Origin of the sequence: Aliiroseovarius sediminis, assembly GCF_022678485.1 — a bacterium.
In the GTDB taxonomy this organism is placed as follows: Bacteria; Pseudomonadota; Alphaproteobacteria; order Rhodobacterales; family Rhodobacteraceae; genus Aliiroseovarius; species Aliiroseovarius sediminis.
On the sequence record NZ_JALBYP010000018.1, the window covers coordinates 388171 to 404793 of the forward strand.

16 protein-coding genes are annotated in these 16623 nt (G+C 57.9%); 6 read left to right on the forward strand and 10 right to left on the reverse strand.

Going from position 1 to position 16623, the window contains the following annotated elements; genetic code table 11:
* Positions 1-38: 38 nt before the first annotated feature.
* The 3 genes from MN186_RS01980 to MN186_RS01990 all read right to left on the reverse strand — a co-directional run bounded on the left by MN186_RS01980 (position 39) and on the right by MN186_RS01990 (position 2916).
* Entirely contained in the window at positions 39-899 is an 861-nt protein-coding gene (locus tag MN186_RS01980; protein WP_242111149.1) for an ATPase, read from the reverse strand.
* A 144-nt stretch (positions 900-1043) separates the two neighbouring features.
* Positions 1044-2102 carry an OmpP1/FadL family transporter gene (locus tag MN186_RS01985; protein ID WP_242111150.1) on the reverse strand — a complete coding sequence of 353 codons (1059 nt, stop codon included), beginning with the start codon at positions 2100-2102 and terminating at the stop codon, positions 1044-1046.
* A gap of 169 nt (positions 2103-2271) precedes the next feature.
* The gene (locus MN186_RS01990; RefSeq protein WP_242111151.1) at positions 2272-2916 is read right to left on the reverse strand and encodes an FkbM family methyltransferase; all 645 of its coding nucleotides are present in this window, start codon (positions 2914-2916) and stop codon (positions 2272-2274) included.
* A gap of 42 nt (positions 2917-2958) precedes the next feature.
* Between MN186_RS01990 and MN186_RS01995 the strand changes: the two genes are divergently transcribed.
* Complete coding sequence (locus tag MN186_RS01995) at positions 2959-3225, forward strand: hypothetical protein (protein ID WP_242111152.1); 267 nt, start codon at positions 2959-2961, stop codon at positions 3223-3225.
* Between the two features lie 106 nt (positions 3226-3331).
* Here the strand turns inward: MN186_RS01995 and guaA are convergent, their stop codons facing one another.
* A complete protein-coding gene (guaA, locus tag MN186_RS02000; protein WP_242111153.1) occupies positions 3332-4891 on the reverse strand; it encodes a glutamine-hydrolyzing GMP synthase in 1560 nt (519 codons plus the stop codon).
* Between the two features lie 187 nt (positions 4892-5078).
* Here guaA and MN186_RS02005 point away from each other — a divergent pair, with 187 nt between their 5' ends.
* A complete protein-coding gene (locus MN186_RS02005) occupies positions 5079-6623 on the forward strand; it encodes a trimethylamine methyltransferase family protein (protein ID WP_242111154.1) in 1545 nt (514 codons plus the stop codon).
* A gap of 92 nt (positions 6624-6715) precedes the next feature.
* On the opposite strand, the gene MN186_RS02010 is transcribed toward MN186_RS02005, so the two are convergent.
* Positions 6716-7012, reverse strand: a complete 297-nt coding sequence (locus MN186_RS02010) for a DUF6477 family protein (RefSeq protein WP_242111155.1) — start codon at positions 7010-7012, stop codon at positions 6716-6718.
* 243 nt (positions 7013-7255) lie between these two features.
* Here MN186_RS02010 and MN186_RS02015 point away from each other — a divergent pair, with 243 nt between their 5' ends.
* On the forward strand, positions 7256-8353 hold the full coding sequence (locus tag MN186_RS02015; RefSeq protein ID WP_242111156.1) for a DUF6456 domain-containing protein: 1098 nt from the start codon (positions 7256-7258) through the stop codon (positions 8351-8353).
* Here MN186_RS02015 and MN186_RS02020 read toward each other — a convergent pair.
* Positions 8347-8733, reverse strand: a complete 387-nt coding sequence (locus tag MN186_RS02020; protein ID WP_242111157.1) for a hypothetical protein — start codon at positions 8731-8733, stop codon at positions 8347-8349. The two genes, MN186_RS02015 and MN186_RS02020, sit on opposite strands and share 7 nt — an antisense overlap.
* A 296-nt stretch (positions 8734-9029) precedes the next feature.
* Here MN186_RS02020 and MN186_RS02025 point away from each other — a divergent pair, with 296 nt between their 5' ends.
* The 3 genes from MN186_RS02025 to MN186_RS02035 all read left to right on the forward strand — a co-directional run bounded on the left by MN186_RS02025 (position 9030) and on the right by MN186_RS02035 (position 11982).
* A complete protein-coding gene (locus MN186_RS02025; protein WP_242111158.1) occupies positions 9030-10082 on the forward strand; it encodes a YeiH family protein in 1053 nt (350 codons plus the stop codon).
* The gene (locus MN186_RS02030) at positions 10079-10951 is read left to right on the forward strand and encodes a LysR family transcriptional regulator (RefSeq protein ID WP_242111159.1); all 873 of its coding nucleotides are present in this window, start codon (positions 10079-10081) and stop codon (positions 10949-10951) included. The genes MN186_RS02025 and MN186_RS02030 overlap by 4 nt, the downstream gene beginning before the upstream one ends.
* Before the next feature lie 119 nt (positions 10952-11070).
* Positions 11071-11982, forward strand: a complete 912-nt coding sequence (locus MN186_RS02035; RefSeq protein WP_242111160.1) for an NAD(P)-dependent oxidoreductase — start codon at positions 11071-11073, stop codon at positions 11980-11982.
* Positions 11983-12342: 360 nt separating this feature from the next.
* Here the strand turns inward: MN186_RS02035 and MN186_RS02040 are convergent, their stop codons facing one another.
* Genes MN186_RS02040 through MN186_RS02055 form a run of 4 tightly spaced genes read right to left on the reverse strand, consistent with a single transcriptional unit; the run spans position 12343 to position 16238 of the window.
* Positions 12343-12906, reverse strand: coding sequence for a PqiC family protein (locus MN186_RS02040; RefSeq protein WP_242111161.1), 564 nt, complete (start codon positions 12904-12906; stop codon positions 12343-12345).
* A gap of 2 nt (positions 12907-12908) precedes the next feature.
* The gene (locus MN186_RS02045; protein ID WP_242111162.1) at positions 12909-14993 is read right to left on the reverse strand and encodes a PqiB family protein; all 2085 of its coding nucleotides are present in this window, start codon (positions 14991-14993) and stop codon (positions 12909-12911) included.
* Positions 14986-15636, reverse strand: coding sequence for a paraquat-inducible protein A (locus tag MN186_RS02050; protein WP_242111163.1), 651 nt, complete (start codon positions 15634-15636; stop codon positions 14986-14988). Before MN186_RS02050 ends, MN186_RS02045 begins: the two co-directional genes overlap by 8 nt.
* The gene (locus MN186_RS02055) at positions 15603-16238 is read right to left on the reverse strand and encodes a paraquat-inducible protein A (protein ID WP_242111164.1); all 636 of its coding nucleotides are present in this window, start codon (positions 16236-16238) and stop codon (positions 15603-15605) included. Before MN186_RS02055 ends, MN186_RS02050 begins: the two co-directional genes overlap by 34 nt.
* Positions 16239-16623: the final 385 nt, after the last annotated feature.

Consider the following 16623-nt stretch of genomic DNA (forward strand, 5'->3'; position numbering starts at 1 on the left):
CCTTGATTCGAATGATAAACTTTACAGATAGTGTCAGGTCAATTGGCGTCAATGGCTGCCGCGATCATCTGGTCAAAATCGGCGGGTGTGTTGATCGCCGCAACCTCGTGCGCGCAAAGGGTCACGCCATAGCGTGCCATGTGTTGATACAGCGGCTGCCGATGGGCCAAGGCCCGTGCATAGGTCCAGCGGATGAAGTCATCCGGATTAACCTCATCTTCCGACGTGTTGAATTCAAACATATATTCGTCCCAGACCCGGGCAAGAAAGGCGGGTTGATACGCCATCGGTTTGGGCGCGCGATCAAAGCGGTTGATCAGACGCTGCGTATGCGCGTCATCGCCTTTCAACCAAACCAGAAGGCAATGGCGACCAAGTTCGTCGATCAGCGGGTCATTTTCACACAAGGCAGGATCAATCCATTCGCAAATCGACCCGCCGGTGTCGCAGATGAAATGGGGGTAGCCATAGATGTTCTTGGCACGTTCGATGAAGTGGCGCGTATCCAGCAGGGCCGCGGTCTCGGCCGCTTCGAACTGGTCTTGCCGCCTGCGGTATTCTGCAATCGGCAGGCCGCCTTTGGATGGGTCGCCCGGCTTGCCCAGATAGGTCGCGACTGGCGTCAGATTGTCAAAACTGATTTTCGAGGTGATGCGGATGGAATCGGAAAGAAGCAGATCCCGCAGGAAGGGGACTTTCATCGCCTCGGCCTTGAAATTATCCGCGATATGTTCACCCATATACCGCGTACCAATCCGGTAGTCGATTGAGTAGTGGAACCAATCCCCTTGGGCGCGCAGCATGTTGGAGAGGTGAGTTTTGCCCAGCCCGGACATCCCGAAAAACAGCACTCGTTTGTGGGGGGCGTTCAGCCAATCGCTCGCGTTTTCATACAACATTTGGTCGACCCATCTTTTTTCACCTTGGTAAGCGCCAGGGGCGGGTTGGTCAAATGCTTCGCGAGGCGTTGGCAGTATTCAAACATAATAACGCCCCGCGCAATTGACACGGGGCGTTTCGCGTTTCGATCTTCCTTCGGTTGCTTAGAAGCGAAGACCCATTTTCACACCAACTGCGATCGCATCACCATCGTCATAAACTACAGTCGTTCCGCCCGAAGACACGGTCTTGGTATCAAACTGGCTGTACTGAACGCCTGCCGAGATATCGAAGTTATCTTGCGTGTACTTCGCGCCGACTGTCACGGATTTCTGCGCGCCAGCGGGGGCCAAGAAGGTGCTGCCGGTGTCCATGCCGTCTTTGTAACCAAAGGCCAGTGAAACCGACCAGTTTTCGTTCAGGCGGCGACCGATGCCCAACTCGTACGAGGTGATATCTTCAACGAAGTTCACCCAGTTTGCGTCGCCAAAGCCGGGGCCGGTCGTGTCCAGCGAGATGTTGTTCCATTTCGCGTGACGGACTGAACCGAAGACCAGTGTATTTTCGGCGATCCCGGTCTGGAAATCCAGGTTGATGGCTTCCGGCATCTCGACCGATCCCGTGACCGCTTCAACACCAAATGGTGTCGCGCGCACACCGGTCAGCTTATGATCAACCTTGGTGAAATAAGTCAGCGCCACCCGCAGGGCGATTTCGGGCCGTTCATAGGCGACGCCAACCAGCCCACCCCATTCGGTTTTGCTTTCGGCGTCCAACATGCCAAGGCCTGAGATGATCTCGCCCGACACTTTCTGCGCCCGCGCACCGGCATGGACCGAGAAGCCGTTGCCCATCTCGTAACGAAGAATGCCGGACAGGGCCGAGCTTTTCACTTCGGCCATACCGGGGTCCAACGGCGTGCCCGCATAGTTGATGCTGGCACCGAAAGGTTGATCCCAGATCAGCGCTAGACTAATCTGATCGTTCAGCTGAGCCTTGTACCCCATTGAAAACTGGGAATAATCAACCGCGGACTGGCCAACCGGAGCCACGCCGTTGGCGGTGCCCTTAATGTCAGGATTGATATCGCCATACGAGAAAGAAAGATAATTTCCTTCTTCAAACAGGATCGAGATGTCCTGATTGGACCGATCAATCCCGGCTTGTGCCGTGGATGCCGCCGCTGTCAGCAGCGCAGCCGTTGTAAGTGTTAATTTGCTCATTATTCCTCCCCTGAACCACAAACAGTCCGTCGTGTGTCATTTACATAACAACAAGGCTATTTGTCGCAGCCATTATCGGTCAATCGTTACTTAAGGTCAGATACCGCGCGACCCTTGATATCCGGTTAAACGATGTGGAAAGGACACGCTTTTGGCGAAAAATCGGCCGTCAGGCAGGCTGGTGCTGCGCATGTCGCTCAAAAAGAATGTTTTCGTAGGCCACATCAGGGTCAAACCTTTGTTTGTTGCCGTCCCGATCCAACCCATGAACGGCGTAGGTGTCACACATGTCATCAAGAACCTGATGAAGCATGGCCCGCGTCTTGTCACTTGCATCAATCCTGTATTCCAACAAGATCGGAGCGGTGTTTCGCGACAGAAAACCTCGTCCGCTGCGCAGCACATCCAGTTCGGCCCCTTCAACGTCGATCTTGATCAACTTGATCCGGTTCGCAAACGGTGCTTGGTCGATATAGCGATCAAGGGTCTGGCAGGGCACCCACTCGTGCGAGGACGTATGAATGGATGTTGTCCAGTCGTCCAGCAGCGAGTTTGCACCACGATTGCCGTCACTCAGGTGCAATTTGAGAAATCCGCCTCGGCCCGCGTCAGAGCTGAGCGCGGTTACATCCACATGGGCTTTCACACCGTTCAGTGAAATGTTTGCCAGAAGCTGCGCCGCAGTGTCTTTCGACGCCTCAATCGCCGCAAGCTCGCACCCTAGTTCACGGCAGATCGGAACGCTCGCGGTGCCGATATTGGCCCCGATATCCAAGATAACATCGCCGCAGGACAGCCCCAGTTTCCGGGCCATCGCATAAACCGCCATTTCAAACGGTTCGTTTCGTACAAAGCTATGAAAGCCGATATGGTCGTTTACATCAACCAGCAATCTGGTGCCTCGCCAGTCGAGGCGCTTGAGGGAAGGTTTATACCGAATAGGTCTGATTTTTCTGATGTAATTCGGATCAAAAAACCGGGTAATCCGGCGCACCACCGGCCTGTGATTGCCTTTTTTCAGCAACACAAGCACAGGGTAAAATCGCAAACGCGTTGTGAAGAAGGTAAGCGCCTGTACCAAGACAGCTTTCATTACGCACGATCCCGCGATGGCCAGCATTAAGTGGCAATAAACACCTTAAGCGAGAATTTATCAAGTGGCACGCAGCTAAAAGAAGAGTGCGTGATCGATCGGCGTCATTATCGACGCGAACACCGCGCCCCTGCGCTTATTCCCACTCGATCGTGCCGGGGGGCTTCGAGGTCACGTCATAGGTAACGCGGTTGATGCCCTTGACCTCGTTGATAATGCGCGTGGCGGTTTCGCCAAGGAAGTCATGGCTGAACGGATAATAATCCGCCGTCATCCCATCGACCGAGGTCACAGCCCGCAGCGCGCAGGCGTAGTCATAGGTCCGCCCGTCGCCCATCACGCCTACGGTGCGGACGGGCAAGATGGCGACGAAGGCCTGCCAGATTTCGTCATAGAGGTCGTGCTTGCGGATCTGGTCGATATATACAGCGTCGGCTTCGCGCAGAATATCCAGCTTTTCGCGCGTGATCTCTCCTGGACACCGGATGGCCAGGCCCGGACCGGGGAAGGGGTGACGACCGATGAAGCTTTGCGGCAGGCCAAGTTCGCGACCCAACGCGCGCACTTCGTCCTTGAACAATTCCCGCAGGGGTTCAACCAGCTTCAGGCCCATCTTTTCTGGCAGGCCACCGACGTTGTGGTGTGACTTGATCGTGACCGACGGCCCACCCGAGAAACTGACGCTTTCAATCACATCCGGGTAAAGCGTGCCTTGCGCCAGAAACTCGGCCCCATTAATTTGGTCGGCGTGTTTTTGGAACACGTCGATGAACAGACCACCGATGATCTTGCGCTTGGTTTCGGGGTCGGACTGGCCATCCAGCGCGTCAAGAAACAAATCTTGTTCGTCGGCATGGATTAGGCGCATGTTATAATGGTCGCGGAACATGGTCACGACTTCTTCGGCCTCGCCTTTGCGCAGCAAGCCATGATCGACAAAAACACAGGTCAACTGATCGCCGATGGCCTCGTGAATCAAGACCGCCGCGACCGAGCTGTCGACACCGCCGGACAGACCGCAGATGACCTTCTTGTCGCCCACCTGTTCGCGGATTTGGCGGATTGCCTCGTCGCGATAGGCGTCCATGGTCCAATCGCCGCTGAACCCGGCCAGGCGCACGAAATTCTCATAAAGTTTCGGACCCTTGGGGGTGTGGTGCACTTCGGGGTGGAACTGCACGGCATAGAAATGACGGTCCACATCGGCGGTGATGGCGAAGGGCGCGTTGGGCGAGGTGCCGTAAACCTCGAACCCCGGCGCAATTTCACTGACGTGGTCGCCGTGGCTCATCCAGACCTGTTCGACACCGTGATCGAACCAGCCGTCCAGCAGATCCAGTTTGGCGCTGGGGGTCACATAGGCGCGGCCGAACTCGGCGGTGCCATGGCCGCTGACCACCTTGCCGCCCAGTTGCGTCATCATGGTCTGCTGCCCATAGCAGATGCCCAGAATCGGCACGCCCAGGTCGAAAATCTCATGCGGGGCGCGGGGGCTGCCGTCGCGTGTCACACTATCCGGGCCGCCGGACAGAATGATGGCCTTCGGGGCCATCTCGCGCACGAAATCCATCGTGACATTCTGATAGGGATGAATTTCGCAATAGACGTTCAGCTCGCGCAGACGCCGCGCGATAAGCTGCGTCACCTGGCTGCCGAAGTCGATGATAAGAAGGCGGTCGTGGCTCTGATCTGTCATGGCAACCGATTAGGGCAGGGGCGGGGGCAAAGCAAGTCCTTGCACGCCACCAACCGCCCCGCGCGCTTGGTTTTTTTTGCGCCATTTGCGATCGGATGTCGCTTTTGCCCCCCGAAGGACGCTTGCGAGCGGATCTGAGCTGGGCCGCAGGATATCTGTAAGGTCAACAAAATTCTGGAGGATTTCCATGACCGAGGCACCCACCCGTCGTCGTGGTCGCGGGGGCGGCGGCGCAGCCCGTCGCGCCGAACGCACCGCCGTTCGTATCGAATGCGCCAAATACATCACCCGGCACATCCCCAATCTTGAAATCCTGAATGACGAGGCGCTTGAGATCATCGAGCACAACGCCGAAACGGTGCTTGAGGAAATTGGCGTCAATTTCGTTGAAAATCCTGCCGCGTTGGCCCGCTGGAAAGAGGCCGGTGCGGATGTGGTGGGCGAACGCGTGCGCATCCCGCGTGGGCTGGCGCGCGCGCTGTGCAAAACCGCGCCCCAAAGCTTTACCCAACACGCTCGCAACCCCGAACGCAATGTCGAAATTGGCGGGAACAATCTGGTGCTTGCACCTGTCTACGGCCCGCCCTTCGTGCGCGATGCTGCAGGCGGTCGCCGCTATGCCACGATTGATGATTTTCGCAAATTCGTGAAGTTAAGCTATATGTCCAAATGGCTTCACCATTCCGGCGGGACATTGTGCGAACCAACCGATATTCCGGTTAATAAACGGCATCTGGATATGCTGCTGGCCCATATGACTTTGTCCGACAAGCCTTATATGGGGTCGGTCACAGCGCCCGACCGCGCGCAAGACAGCGTCGATATGTCGGAAATCCTGTTTGGCAAGGAGTTCGTTCAACAAAACACGGTGATGACGTCCCTCGTCAATATCAACTCGCCAATGCAATATGACGAAGTGATGATGGGCGCGATGGAGGCGTTTGCGGCCAACAACCAAGCCTCGATCATCTCGCCCTTCATCGTTGGCGGTGCGATGGCGCCGGTGTCTGTCGCGGGCACGCTGACACAGGTGCTGGCCGAGGTGCTGGCGGGCGTGGCCTATAGCCAGCTCGTTCGCAAGGGCGCGCCGGTGATTGCGGGCACCTTCGTGTCGTCGATCGACATGAACTCGGGCGCACCGACTTTTGGGACGCCGGAAGCGGCGCAGGTGACTTATGGTGCGGGGCAATTGTTCCGCCGACTGGGCCTGCCATACCGGTCGGCGGGGTCGTTCAATGGGTCGAAGCTGCCCGATGCGCAAGCCGCCTATGAAACCGCGAACAGTCTGAATATGGGGCTTTTGTCCGGCGTAAACTTCATGCTGCATGCAGCGGGTTGGCTGGAAGGCGGGCTGGTGGCCAGTTTTGAGAAATTCGTGATGGATGCCGACCAACTGGGCACGTTGCATCATCTGGCCCAAGGGGTGCAGATCGACGAAGGTGCGCAAGCGATGGATGCGATCCGCGAGGTGGGACCGGGTGGGCATTATCTTGGTTGTGCCCACACGCAGGCGAATTTCAAGACTGCCTTCTGGCGTTCGGATCTGCTGGACTACAAGCCATTCGAGACATGGGAAGAAGAGGGCGCGCGCGACACCCAAGCCTTGGCGACGGCCCGTGTCGAAAAGCTACTGACCGATTATCAGCAGCCACCAATGGATCCCGGCATTGCCGAGGGGCTTCATGAGTTCGTCGAACGCCGCAAAGCGTCAATGGCGGATGCTTTTGGGTGATCTCTGCGCCTGTTCGCGGTCTGTTCAGTTCGGTTAACATCTGGGTAAGGGGGCTTAACGGCCCCCTTAACTTTTGCGCGCAAACGTCATGCTCATCGCACCTCGCGCGGGCCTTGGGGCAGCAACCGAATCTCGCACATCAGTGCGATCAAAACCTCAACGTGATGCGCGATCGAGTAGGATGCATCGCCTGCCTGACGGGTTTCTTCCAGTCGCGCCTCCTCCTGTAACAGCCCGTCTACTGCGCGGGATGGCGTCGGCGTGGCCGGTGTTTTCATGAGTTTTTTCAAGTCTCTATCGCGATTATAGTCAATCAGACCGAATCTTGCAGCCCGCACCAAAAGGCGGGGGCGACGAAGGGCTTGAAAGCAGGTGAAAGCGTCAGTCATGAGGGATCCTTTCCGTGATTCCTTGTGATCATGACTCAACCGGGGCGGGTGTTGCGTTTGACCCGTGCGCACCGTGCGCGGCCTTTAACAATTCTTACCGCTTTGGCAACAATCCTTACAGCAGGCGACATGGGTTAACGAACCGCTAACCAAACGAGTGATACGCCTAACCGCTTAATTCAACCTGCGGTTGCGCGGTGGGATATCGCGAAACCCACGGAACGCCAATTGAAAGGGGCTTGAATGCAAAACGCGACGCCATCCGGGATCGAACACAACTCTGTATTGCGCTGGTTGCCGGACGAGGTTCATCTTTATCTGAAACACACGGAAAAAGGGGCGTCGATCCGCGCGCTCGCGCGCGATATGGGAGTGCACGCCTCGACTGTGATGCGGCAGGTGCGCAAAACCGAAGCCCGCCGCGACGACCCGCTGGTGGACGCACTGTTGACGCGGTTGGGCGAAGGGCTGCGCGACGGTCAAGCTGACCTGGACCGTGGGGACGTGCAAGCAGACGCAACAGAGGAAGATCCCGTCTCGCCGCACATGCTGCGGCTGTTGCGGGCGATGCTGAAGGACAAGGCGGTGATGGCGGTCAGTCAGGGCGTGGGTACCGCCGTCGTGCTGGCAGCGCGCGACGATGGCGACCCGGTGGCGCTTGCCAAGGGGCCGACCGAGGTGGTCGAGGTGATGGCGCTGCGTGGCTGGATCGAGGGCCATACACAGGGTCGCATCTGCCGTTATCACATGACCGCCGAGGGACGTGTCGCGCTGAACCGTATGCTGGCGCAGATGGAAAGCCGCGCAACCGGGTTTGCCGAGGCGCCTGCGGGCTTCTCCGGTATTCCGCAAGCCGCCGGTTTTGCCAGCAACGCCAAGTCGAAACGCCGGTTTAAACGGTCAATCGGAGCCGACAGCCCGGTGCGGGTTCTGGGCCGTGCCAAGGGGCGTCAGCAGCCCTATCTGTCTGCTGATCTGGTGGCCGCCGGTGAACGGTTGCACCGGGATTTCGCGCTGGGTCAGTTCGCGTTGTCGGGTTCGTCCAGTTGGGACCGGGTACAAGCGGCGATCGCGTCGACTGCTGCAGGCCCGCAACAAAGGCACCCTTCCGACCGAAAGCTTGACGCCCGCAAACGCTTTGCCGACGCCATCCGCGCTTTGGGCCCTGAGCTTGGCCAGATCGCGCTGGCCGTCTGTTGTCATGAAAAGGGGATGGAGCGGATCGAGTCAGATATGTCCATGCCCGCGCGATCAGGCAAATATATGGTTCGGGTGACGCTGAACTACTTGGCGCGCCATTATGCGAACCTGTCGGGGGACGATCACGACCTGATTTATTGACCGGCCAGTTGCTGTTGACCATTCATGAACTGCGCCACCTCGTCCGGGGTGACGACCTGCACATCCAACTGCGGATAAAGCTGGCGCATCTCACGCAGGATAATACGGGGGTTCGGCAGGGTGTCAGCGTGAATAAGATAGACACCCTGAAACCCAATCGTATCCAGCACATAGCCAATTTCGATACAATCCATTTGCGGCGAAAACAGGGGCGATAGCACGACGCGGATCTGCTGTTCGTCACACTCCGCCGCGGTTATTTTCGCAAAGGAGTCAAACGTCTGGTGTGTGATCCGATACGTATCGATGCACAACGAATCCAGAAACCCGTCCGGTCCCAAAGCCAGCAGGGTGGGTTTTTCCGAAGGGTGTGATCTCATCAACTCGTTACCTTTTCTGGGGGTTGTTTCCCCCGATCACCGCTTATTTTGTGATTATAATTGGCCTGCACAGGTTCACTATTTCACCATAGAAAAACACACATATAGAGCGAGTTGATGGTTTGCAATTCTCGCACGCGTAATTGAATTATTTTTTGCGGACGTCGTCAGATAAGTGAATTGCATTCTTTCGCCAATCGTTCGTAATTTTAGATTATAAACACTTTAATAATCTGTTGGATTGTTAAGTGATTGACGCCTATTTGCCTGTTAGACACATATGAATAGGGCAAAACATGGCACAGAATGAGGTTTATGATCCGACCAAAAGAACTGGTAAGTTGTCGAAATTCACCTTGCCGGGCGCGCGCATCCTGCCAGGTCTTGCGCTTGCCGCAGCGATTGCGGCGTTGTCCTTCGCGCTTAGATATTTGCCGGGGCTGGGCATGTTCAGCCCGCTGATTCTGGCGATCCTGATCGGGATGGCATTTCACAACGTGATCGGCACGCCCGCGGCCGCCAAACCCGGCGTATCCTTCAGTTTGAAACGCGTTCTGAGGGCGGGGATTGTCCTTTTGGGTCTGCAACTGACGGCACAGCAGGTATTCGCCGTCGGCGGTGTGGGCTTTGCTTTGATCGCCACTACGCTGTTGACGACATTCGCCTTTACCACTTGGCTGGGTCGCGTGCTGGGGGTCGAAGCTGGGCTGACGCAACTGATCGCGGCGGGCAGTTCCATCTGTGGGGCGTCGGCGGTGATTGCGACCAATACCGTCACCTGCGCGCGTGATGAAGATGTGGCTTATGCGGTGGCATGTGTAACGATCTTTGGGTCGCTGTCGATGGTTCTGATGCCGCTGGTCGGCGGGATGCTTCAGATGGGGCCACATGCGTTCGGTCTGTGGACCGGTGCCTCGATCCACGAGGTCGCGCAGGTCGTCGCGGCGGCTTATGCCCGGGGGCAAGAAGCAGGTGAATTTGGCACCATAGCAAAGCTGACACGCGTGATGATGTTGGCACCTATGGTGTTGATGCTGGGCGCGGCCGCCACGCGCCGCCTACGCAGTCAAGGGGCCGCGGCCGACCATGCCGCACCGCCCGTGCCGTGGTTCGTGCTGGGTTTTATCGCCATGGTGGGTCTGGCCAGCACCGGCTGGGTGCCCGAGGCAGCCATTCCTTACACGACAGGAACCACACAGTTTTTACTGGCCACCGCGCTTGCAGCGATGGGATTGGAAACCGACATGCGCAAGCTGGTTGCCGAAGGGCTGCGCCCCGCATTGCTGGGCGGTGGGGCCTGGGTTTTTATTTCCCTTTTCAGCCTGTCTCTGGTTTTGTTGTTGGCATGACGCTGGACCAACTTCGCATTTTTATCGCCGTCGCCGACCGTGAGCATATCACGCAGGCGGCGGCACATTTGCACCTGACGCAAAGCGCGGTCAGCGCCGCCATTGCCGCCCTTGAAGAACGCCACGCGATACAGCTGTTTGATAGGGTTGGGCGTCGCATCGTGTTAACTGACGCCGGCCGGCTATTTCTGGATGAGGCGCGCGCGGTTGTGGCACGAGCCGAACAGGCCGCGCGGTTGTTGGGCGATCTTGCGGGGCTGAAGCGCGGCATCCTGCGACTGGCGGCCAGCCAGACAGTCGCGAACTACTGGCTGCCATCAGTGATGCAAAGGTTCGGCGCGGCCTATCCCGGCTTTCGGCAAGAGCTAGTGACCGGAAACACCGAGGACGTGGCCCGCATGGTGCATGCCGCAACCGTCGATCTGGGTTTCGTTGAAGGCCAGATCGAGGACTCGACCCTTGCCATCCAAAGCGTGCCGGGCGACGAGCTGGCGCTTGTGGTTGCCCCCGATCACACGTGGGCGCAAAAGCCGCCGGCCGGTCCGAAGGCCCTGATCTCCAGCCCTTGGGTGCTGCGTGAAAGCGGGTCGGGCACCCGCGCGGCCTGCATGGCAGCGCTGTCGCGTCATGGCCTTGGGGCCGAGGACGTCGAAGTTCGGCTTGAAATGCCCTCGAACGAGGCGGTTCGGGCTGCGGTCGAATCCGGGGCAGGGGTCACGATCCTGTCGACGCTTGTGGTCGGGCCCTCGGTCGATGCGGGCCGGTTGGTACGCGTGCCTTTCGATCTGCCACCGCGCCAATTCCACGTGCTGCGGCACAAAAAACGCCATGCGTCGTTGGCAGAGCAGAAATTTCTGGAACTGGCCTGATATTGGGTCATCAGCATGCGGCCCACGTCATAGATCTGTGTCCAGTCAAGCATCATTGATGCTTTATGCGTGTCATAATAACACTGATCGCAACGGAAAGCGCGACATAGGAAAAAGCAATGCGAATAGGATTTATCGGGCTGGGTACGATGGGTGGGGCAGCGGCCTTGAACCTGATCCGGGGCGGCCATCAACTGACGGTCTGTGACCTTGATCGGTCGCGCGCGGACGAACATCTGGCGATGGGTGCCACTTGGGCTGAAACGCCGAAAGACGCCGCACAAGATGCCGATATCGTGTTCTCGATGGTTTTTGGCCCCCAACAGATCGAACAGGTGGTTCGCGGAGAAAACGGGCTTCTGTCCGCAATGCGGTCGGGCCAGGTTTGGGTGGACATGACCACCAACCAACCGGCGTTGGCCAAAGCTCTTGGTCAGGAGCTTGCCGCCAAGGGTGTCCAAGCGGTTGACGCGCCCGTGTCCGGTGCGGTGGACGGCGCGCGCACCGGCAACATGCCTCAATTTGCGGGTGGAGATGAGGCAACGATCGAACGCATCCGCCCGGTGATGGAATTGATGGGCCCGCTGTATTACATCGGTGAAAACGGATGCGGGTCGATTACCAAACTGGCCAGCAATCAGTTATGGGCGATCCACGCTACGGCGATGGGCGAAGCGCTTGTCATGGCCGTCAAATCCGGCGTGGAATTGTCGCGCGCATGGGAGGCTCTGAAGATCGGGGCAAGCGAAAGCTGGTGCATGCATCACGATGCGCCCTCTGTCTTCGCAGGGCATTACGACCCGTCATTCACGCTGGATCTGTGCAAGAAAGACATGGGTTTGATCATCGAAGCCTGTGACGACGCGGGAACGGCGGCACCGGCAACGCGACTGGTCAGCGAACAATTCGAAAAAGCGCACAAACGGTATGGCGGCGATAAAGGCGAGCTTCATGTGGTGAAGCTTGAAGAGGACGCCGCTGGTATATCGCTTCGCCTGGGTGGCGATTGGGTTCCGCACTGGGAAAAGTAGACGGCCGGTGAACGAACGGCGCTGGGTGCGAACCCGGCGCCAGCCCAATCAACTCGGTTCGGGTTGCCCAAGTTGCCTGGTATCAAACTCTGCCGCTTGTGTCGGTGACGGGCGCGCCTTGCAACACTCGACCCACATCTCATTCCCGACGTGGACCAACAGCGTCGCCTTGTCTTCCGATTGACGTTTCTTGGGGTCATGTCCGCCAGAACGTCTTTTCCGCCTGCTAGAGGCCCGCTGGTCTTGCCCAAACCTGTTACAGCCGCCGGGCTGGCTGCCTAGACCGAGGTATCAGAACGCACGCTTTACCGTGACATCGAAAGCTTGCGGGCAGGGGCTTAAGGCGCCTTGTGCCAAGCGTCAGCGCAGGCCGTTTCGTGCGATATAAGCCGCAAGGTCAAGGATAACCTGTCCACGCGCCGATGCGATTGCATGGGGCCCACCGGTGGGATCGAAGGGTACGGCAAGATCGAACAGGCCTGACCGTTCCCGTCCGCCATCAGTAACACCGACGAAATACTGCCCCGACGCGCGGAATTGCCCATCCGCCCCGGCAAGAAGCCGTTCAAACCGCAATTCAAGCCGGGCGTCCGGGAAGCTTTCGAAGGGCCAAGGTTCAGACGCGATCCGTGCGCCGGTCAAACGGGTCAGGTTGCGCGACAGTTCAAGCCCCACGGCGCGTTCGGGATTGTCGGCCCAGAGGGTGTCACTTTTGGTCACCAGCTTGCCATTGGCGTCCTGGACCGCGATCTCATCTGCTGCAGCATAATTTGGCAGCGAGATATCGCGCACCTCGACGGCGCGGAATGAAATACGCACCTTTTCCGCGACCGTGGGTGCCATCACAGGATAAAGGTCCGGCTGGCTCGCGCAAGCGCCCAGCAATAAAGTGACGCCGATAATGGCTGGTTTGGTAAGGCTCATATTCATCGTCCCCGAATTAGCGCGCTGGGATTACGTTCCAGCATACGTGCCAGCGAATCCAGAGAATCTGCGGCTTTGGAAATATCGCGTAGCGCCTTTCTTGCGTCGCGGCTGAGCATATCGCCCTTGTCATAACCGGCGATCATCGTACTGGCTTGGTCCAAGACCGCGCGCATACGTTCTGCCAACGCTGGCAGTTCCTGCGTCGACGCAGCCACCGCATCCGCAGCCTTGCGCGTGGAATCGAGGGTTGCGTTGATGTTATCTACTGATCCGCCTTCCCGTAACTCGGCCAATGTGGCGTTGATCTCGTTCAGCGCTGTCCCAAGGTCATCCGGCAGTTTGCGCGCGGCGTCGGTGTTCAGGATTTTATCAGCCGACGCGGTCAAGTCGGTCAGTTGGGTGGTCAGATCTTTCAGGGGCAGAGTTTCCGCCTTTGCCGCGACCGCTTGCAATTGCTCGACCAACGCAGGCACACCTTCAACCGAGGTCGTCACCCCATCGGCTGCGGCGGCGGCGGCATCAACCGCGGCGGTCAGGCGGGTGGCAAGTTCCTGTTCTTCAAGTTGCGCCATCAGGCTTTCGAAATGACCCAAAGCGGTGTTGAGCTTGCCCGGGACGCTCTGAAGATTGTCTGACGCCACGAAACCCCGCACATCGCCTAACAAGGCACGCACGTCCTGCGGTGTCTCGCGCAAGTCTTCGTCCGAGATAAACGCATTGGCACTTTCAAGGAAGCCGATGGCGCTGTCCAACAATTCTTCGATGGGAAGGTTGTTGACCCGCGCAACCACGCCTTCGACCGTGGCGGCGACGTCTGAAATCTCGCTTTCGGTGGTCGGAACGATGGGGATGATGCCTTCCCCGGTTTCCACGATAACCTTCGGCGCGTCATCGACCTGAACAAGTTCGACCCTTAGCCCTCCGGTTAACAACCCGGCCGAGGCGAGCCGCGCGCGCAACCCGTCTTCGACCTGTTGCACCATGAATTGCAGCGCCGCTTCGGGTGTCACTTCGTCCTGCAGGCCGATCCGGGCCGGTTGAAGCGCCAGGACGGCGTTCAGGCGAACGCGGCTGTCGCCAAACGCCTCTTCGTCAATGATGCCCGAAACGCTTTTGACCTCGCCAATCGTCAGTCCGCTCAGCTTGACCGCAGCACCAAGCGCAAGGCCCGAGATGTTTTCGTCAAACACCACGCGCATTTCGAAGGTTTCAACGTCCGAGGCACTGAACAGGCTGTTGCGGGCTTCGGATTCGTCTGCATAAACTTGAAATACGGTGCCAGTGGAAACGCCGCCGCCACCTGATACGAATGTGTCGAAAGTCAACCCGCCGCCCACCAATGTGGCCAAAGACGAAAAGTCGATCTCGGCCCCACTTGGCCCCACGGAAAAGGTAAACCCGGACGTGTCCCAGAATCGGGTGGTGGGCGAAACAAGGCGGTTGTGCGGTTCATAGATGATCGCTTTGGCGATGGCGAAATTGCCTTGCTCGGAAATCCGCGCCTTGCCAACGCGCCCCACTTCGATCCCGCGAAATGTGATCGGGCTGTCATCCGTCAGACTGCCGCCGGGCGTTGTGCGCAGCGCAATCTCGAGCCCCTTTTTGCCGTTGCGCAGCAGGGGGGTCTCGTTCAGGCCGGTAAAGCGTGTCTGTTCTTCCCCGATATCACCATCCCACGAGCCTTCGATATAAACGCCTGTCAGCACCGTATCCAGACCGCTGACGCCCCGTGTGGTTAATTCCGGACGAACGACCCAGAAGGTCGATTCAGCATCGACAAAGGGTGCCACATCCTTGTCGACACGGACATGAACGACCACGGCAGACAGGTCCGAGGCAAATTTGACTTCCTCGACAACGCCCACCGTGATGTCGCGATAGCGCAATTCGGTTTCCCGTTCGGCAATACCCGCACCATTGTCAAATTCGATTTCGATCAGCGGGCCACGTTCGATATAGGCCTGCCAGGCGACACCAAGCGCAATCACCAACGCCAGAATAGGGATCAACCACACAAACGAAGCCCGTGCAAAGAACGGTTTTCGCGCGGTTTCAATCGCCACGGGTGTCGGGGTCTCACTCATTATCAGGCGCTCCTTCGCGCTTGGCATGCACGTCCCAGATCATCCGACTGTCAAAGGCTTGCGCAGACAGCATCGTGAAGATCACGGATAGCGCGAAAAACAGGCTGGCACGGCCCGGATTGATAGCCGCCAAAGTGTTTAACTGGACCAGAGACGACATGATCGCAACAACGAAAATATCAATCATCGACCAACGTCCGATATATTCGACCACCTCGTAAAGCATCTGGCGGTGATGATTGGATACGCTGGACGGGCGCGTGACCGAGATGGCCAGAAACGCGATGGCCATGAACTTGCCAAGCGGAATGACGACGCTGGCGACCAAAACAATGATGGCAACGCCTGCGGCACCATGATGCAAAAGCTCGACCGCGCCGCCAATGATTGTGTCTTCCTGAACGCGAAACAGCGTCCGCGTTCGCAACATTGGATATATGTTGGCCGGGATATAGCACATCAGTCCCACCAGCCACCACGCCCACACGCGTTGCAGGCTTTTGTCATCTCGCGCGATGATGGCACGACCACAGCGCCCGCAGGTTTGCGTGCCCGCAGGCCAGACCTGTGTGCAGCGCGTGCAGGCGACAACACCCAGATCGCGGGCGCTTACGATTTCTGCGTTTTGTCCAGTGACGTCCATACCGACCACCTACACACGAAATTGTCCTGTATGACCACAAGAATGACCAACGCGGCAAACATCCAGAACGCCGGGCCGAACGCCACATCGGCAAGATCAGTGATCTTTGTCAACGCCACCGCGCATCCGATCGCAAAAATCTCGGCCATCGACCATGGTCGAAGCGCCTCGGACAGACGAAAGGCCTGCATGGCGCCGCGGGCAGGGGGGCGATCCATCACAATCGGCAGAAGCACATAAATCGACAAAAGCGCGCGAGTGAGGGGCACAAAAATAATCAGCGCCGCGGTTGTCAGCGCCAGCGCAAGAAGCGGACCATCGCTGAAGGCAAGTGCTGCGTCAAGGATCGAAACCGAATTCGATACACCCCCCGCATTGATCGTCAAGAACGGCGACACCGTCGCCGCGATAATCAGGATCGCCACAGCCAAAGACACCGCGATGATCTGTAACCCGGCCTTGCGACGGGGCGAAATCAGGATCGTGCCGCAACGCTGACATTTCGCCCGTTCGCCCACGCCGGGCCGACGCAACTTGTACGCCGCATCGCAATGCGGGCAAACGATCAGCGTATCCAGAGGAATCGGTTGCGTATCGGTCATTTGGGCAAATTATCTGATTTGTCCGGCACGTCACACCAGTTTCCGAGTGCGCAAGGGGAAGGGCGGTGTCTGAAGGGCATACGAAGGCCCGGTTGCTCTTACTCACTGGCGGCTTTGCTTCACTGCGCACCGCGTGCAGGGCGCGCCAGTTATAATGTACTGAGGATTATAATTGTCGGATTTCTTTATTGATGAGACCCCGATTGCAACAAAACCAGATGCTTAGGCTTTTGAATTTTTGAGATTCAAGTATTCATGAATTTCCAGCTGCACTATCGTTAAGCAGCCCTTCGTTCAACACGCAGGGAATGACCGGGAAGAGCCCAACTTGTATTTTGGATTTTCTCGCTGCGTGCGCTCGCAGCGTCAGAAATTCCGCGTGAGC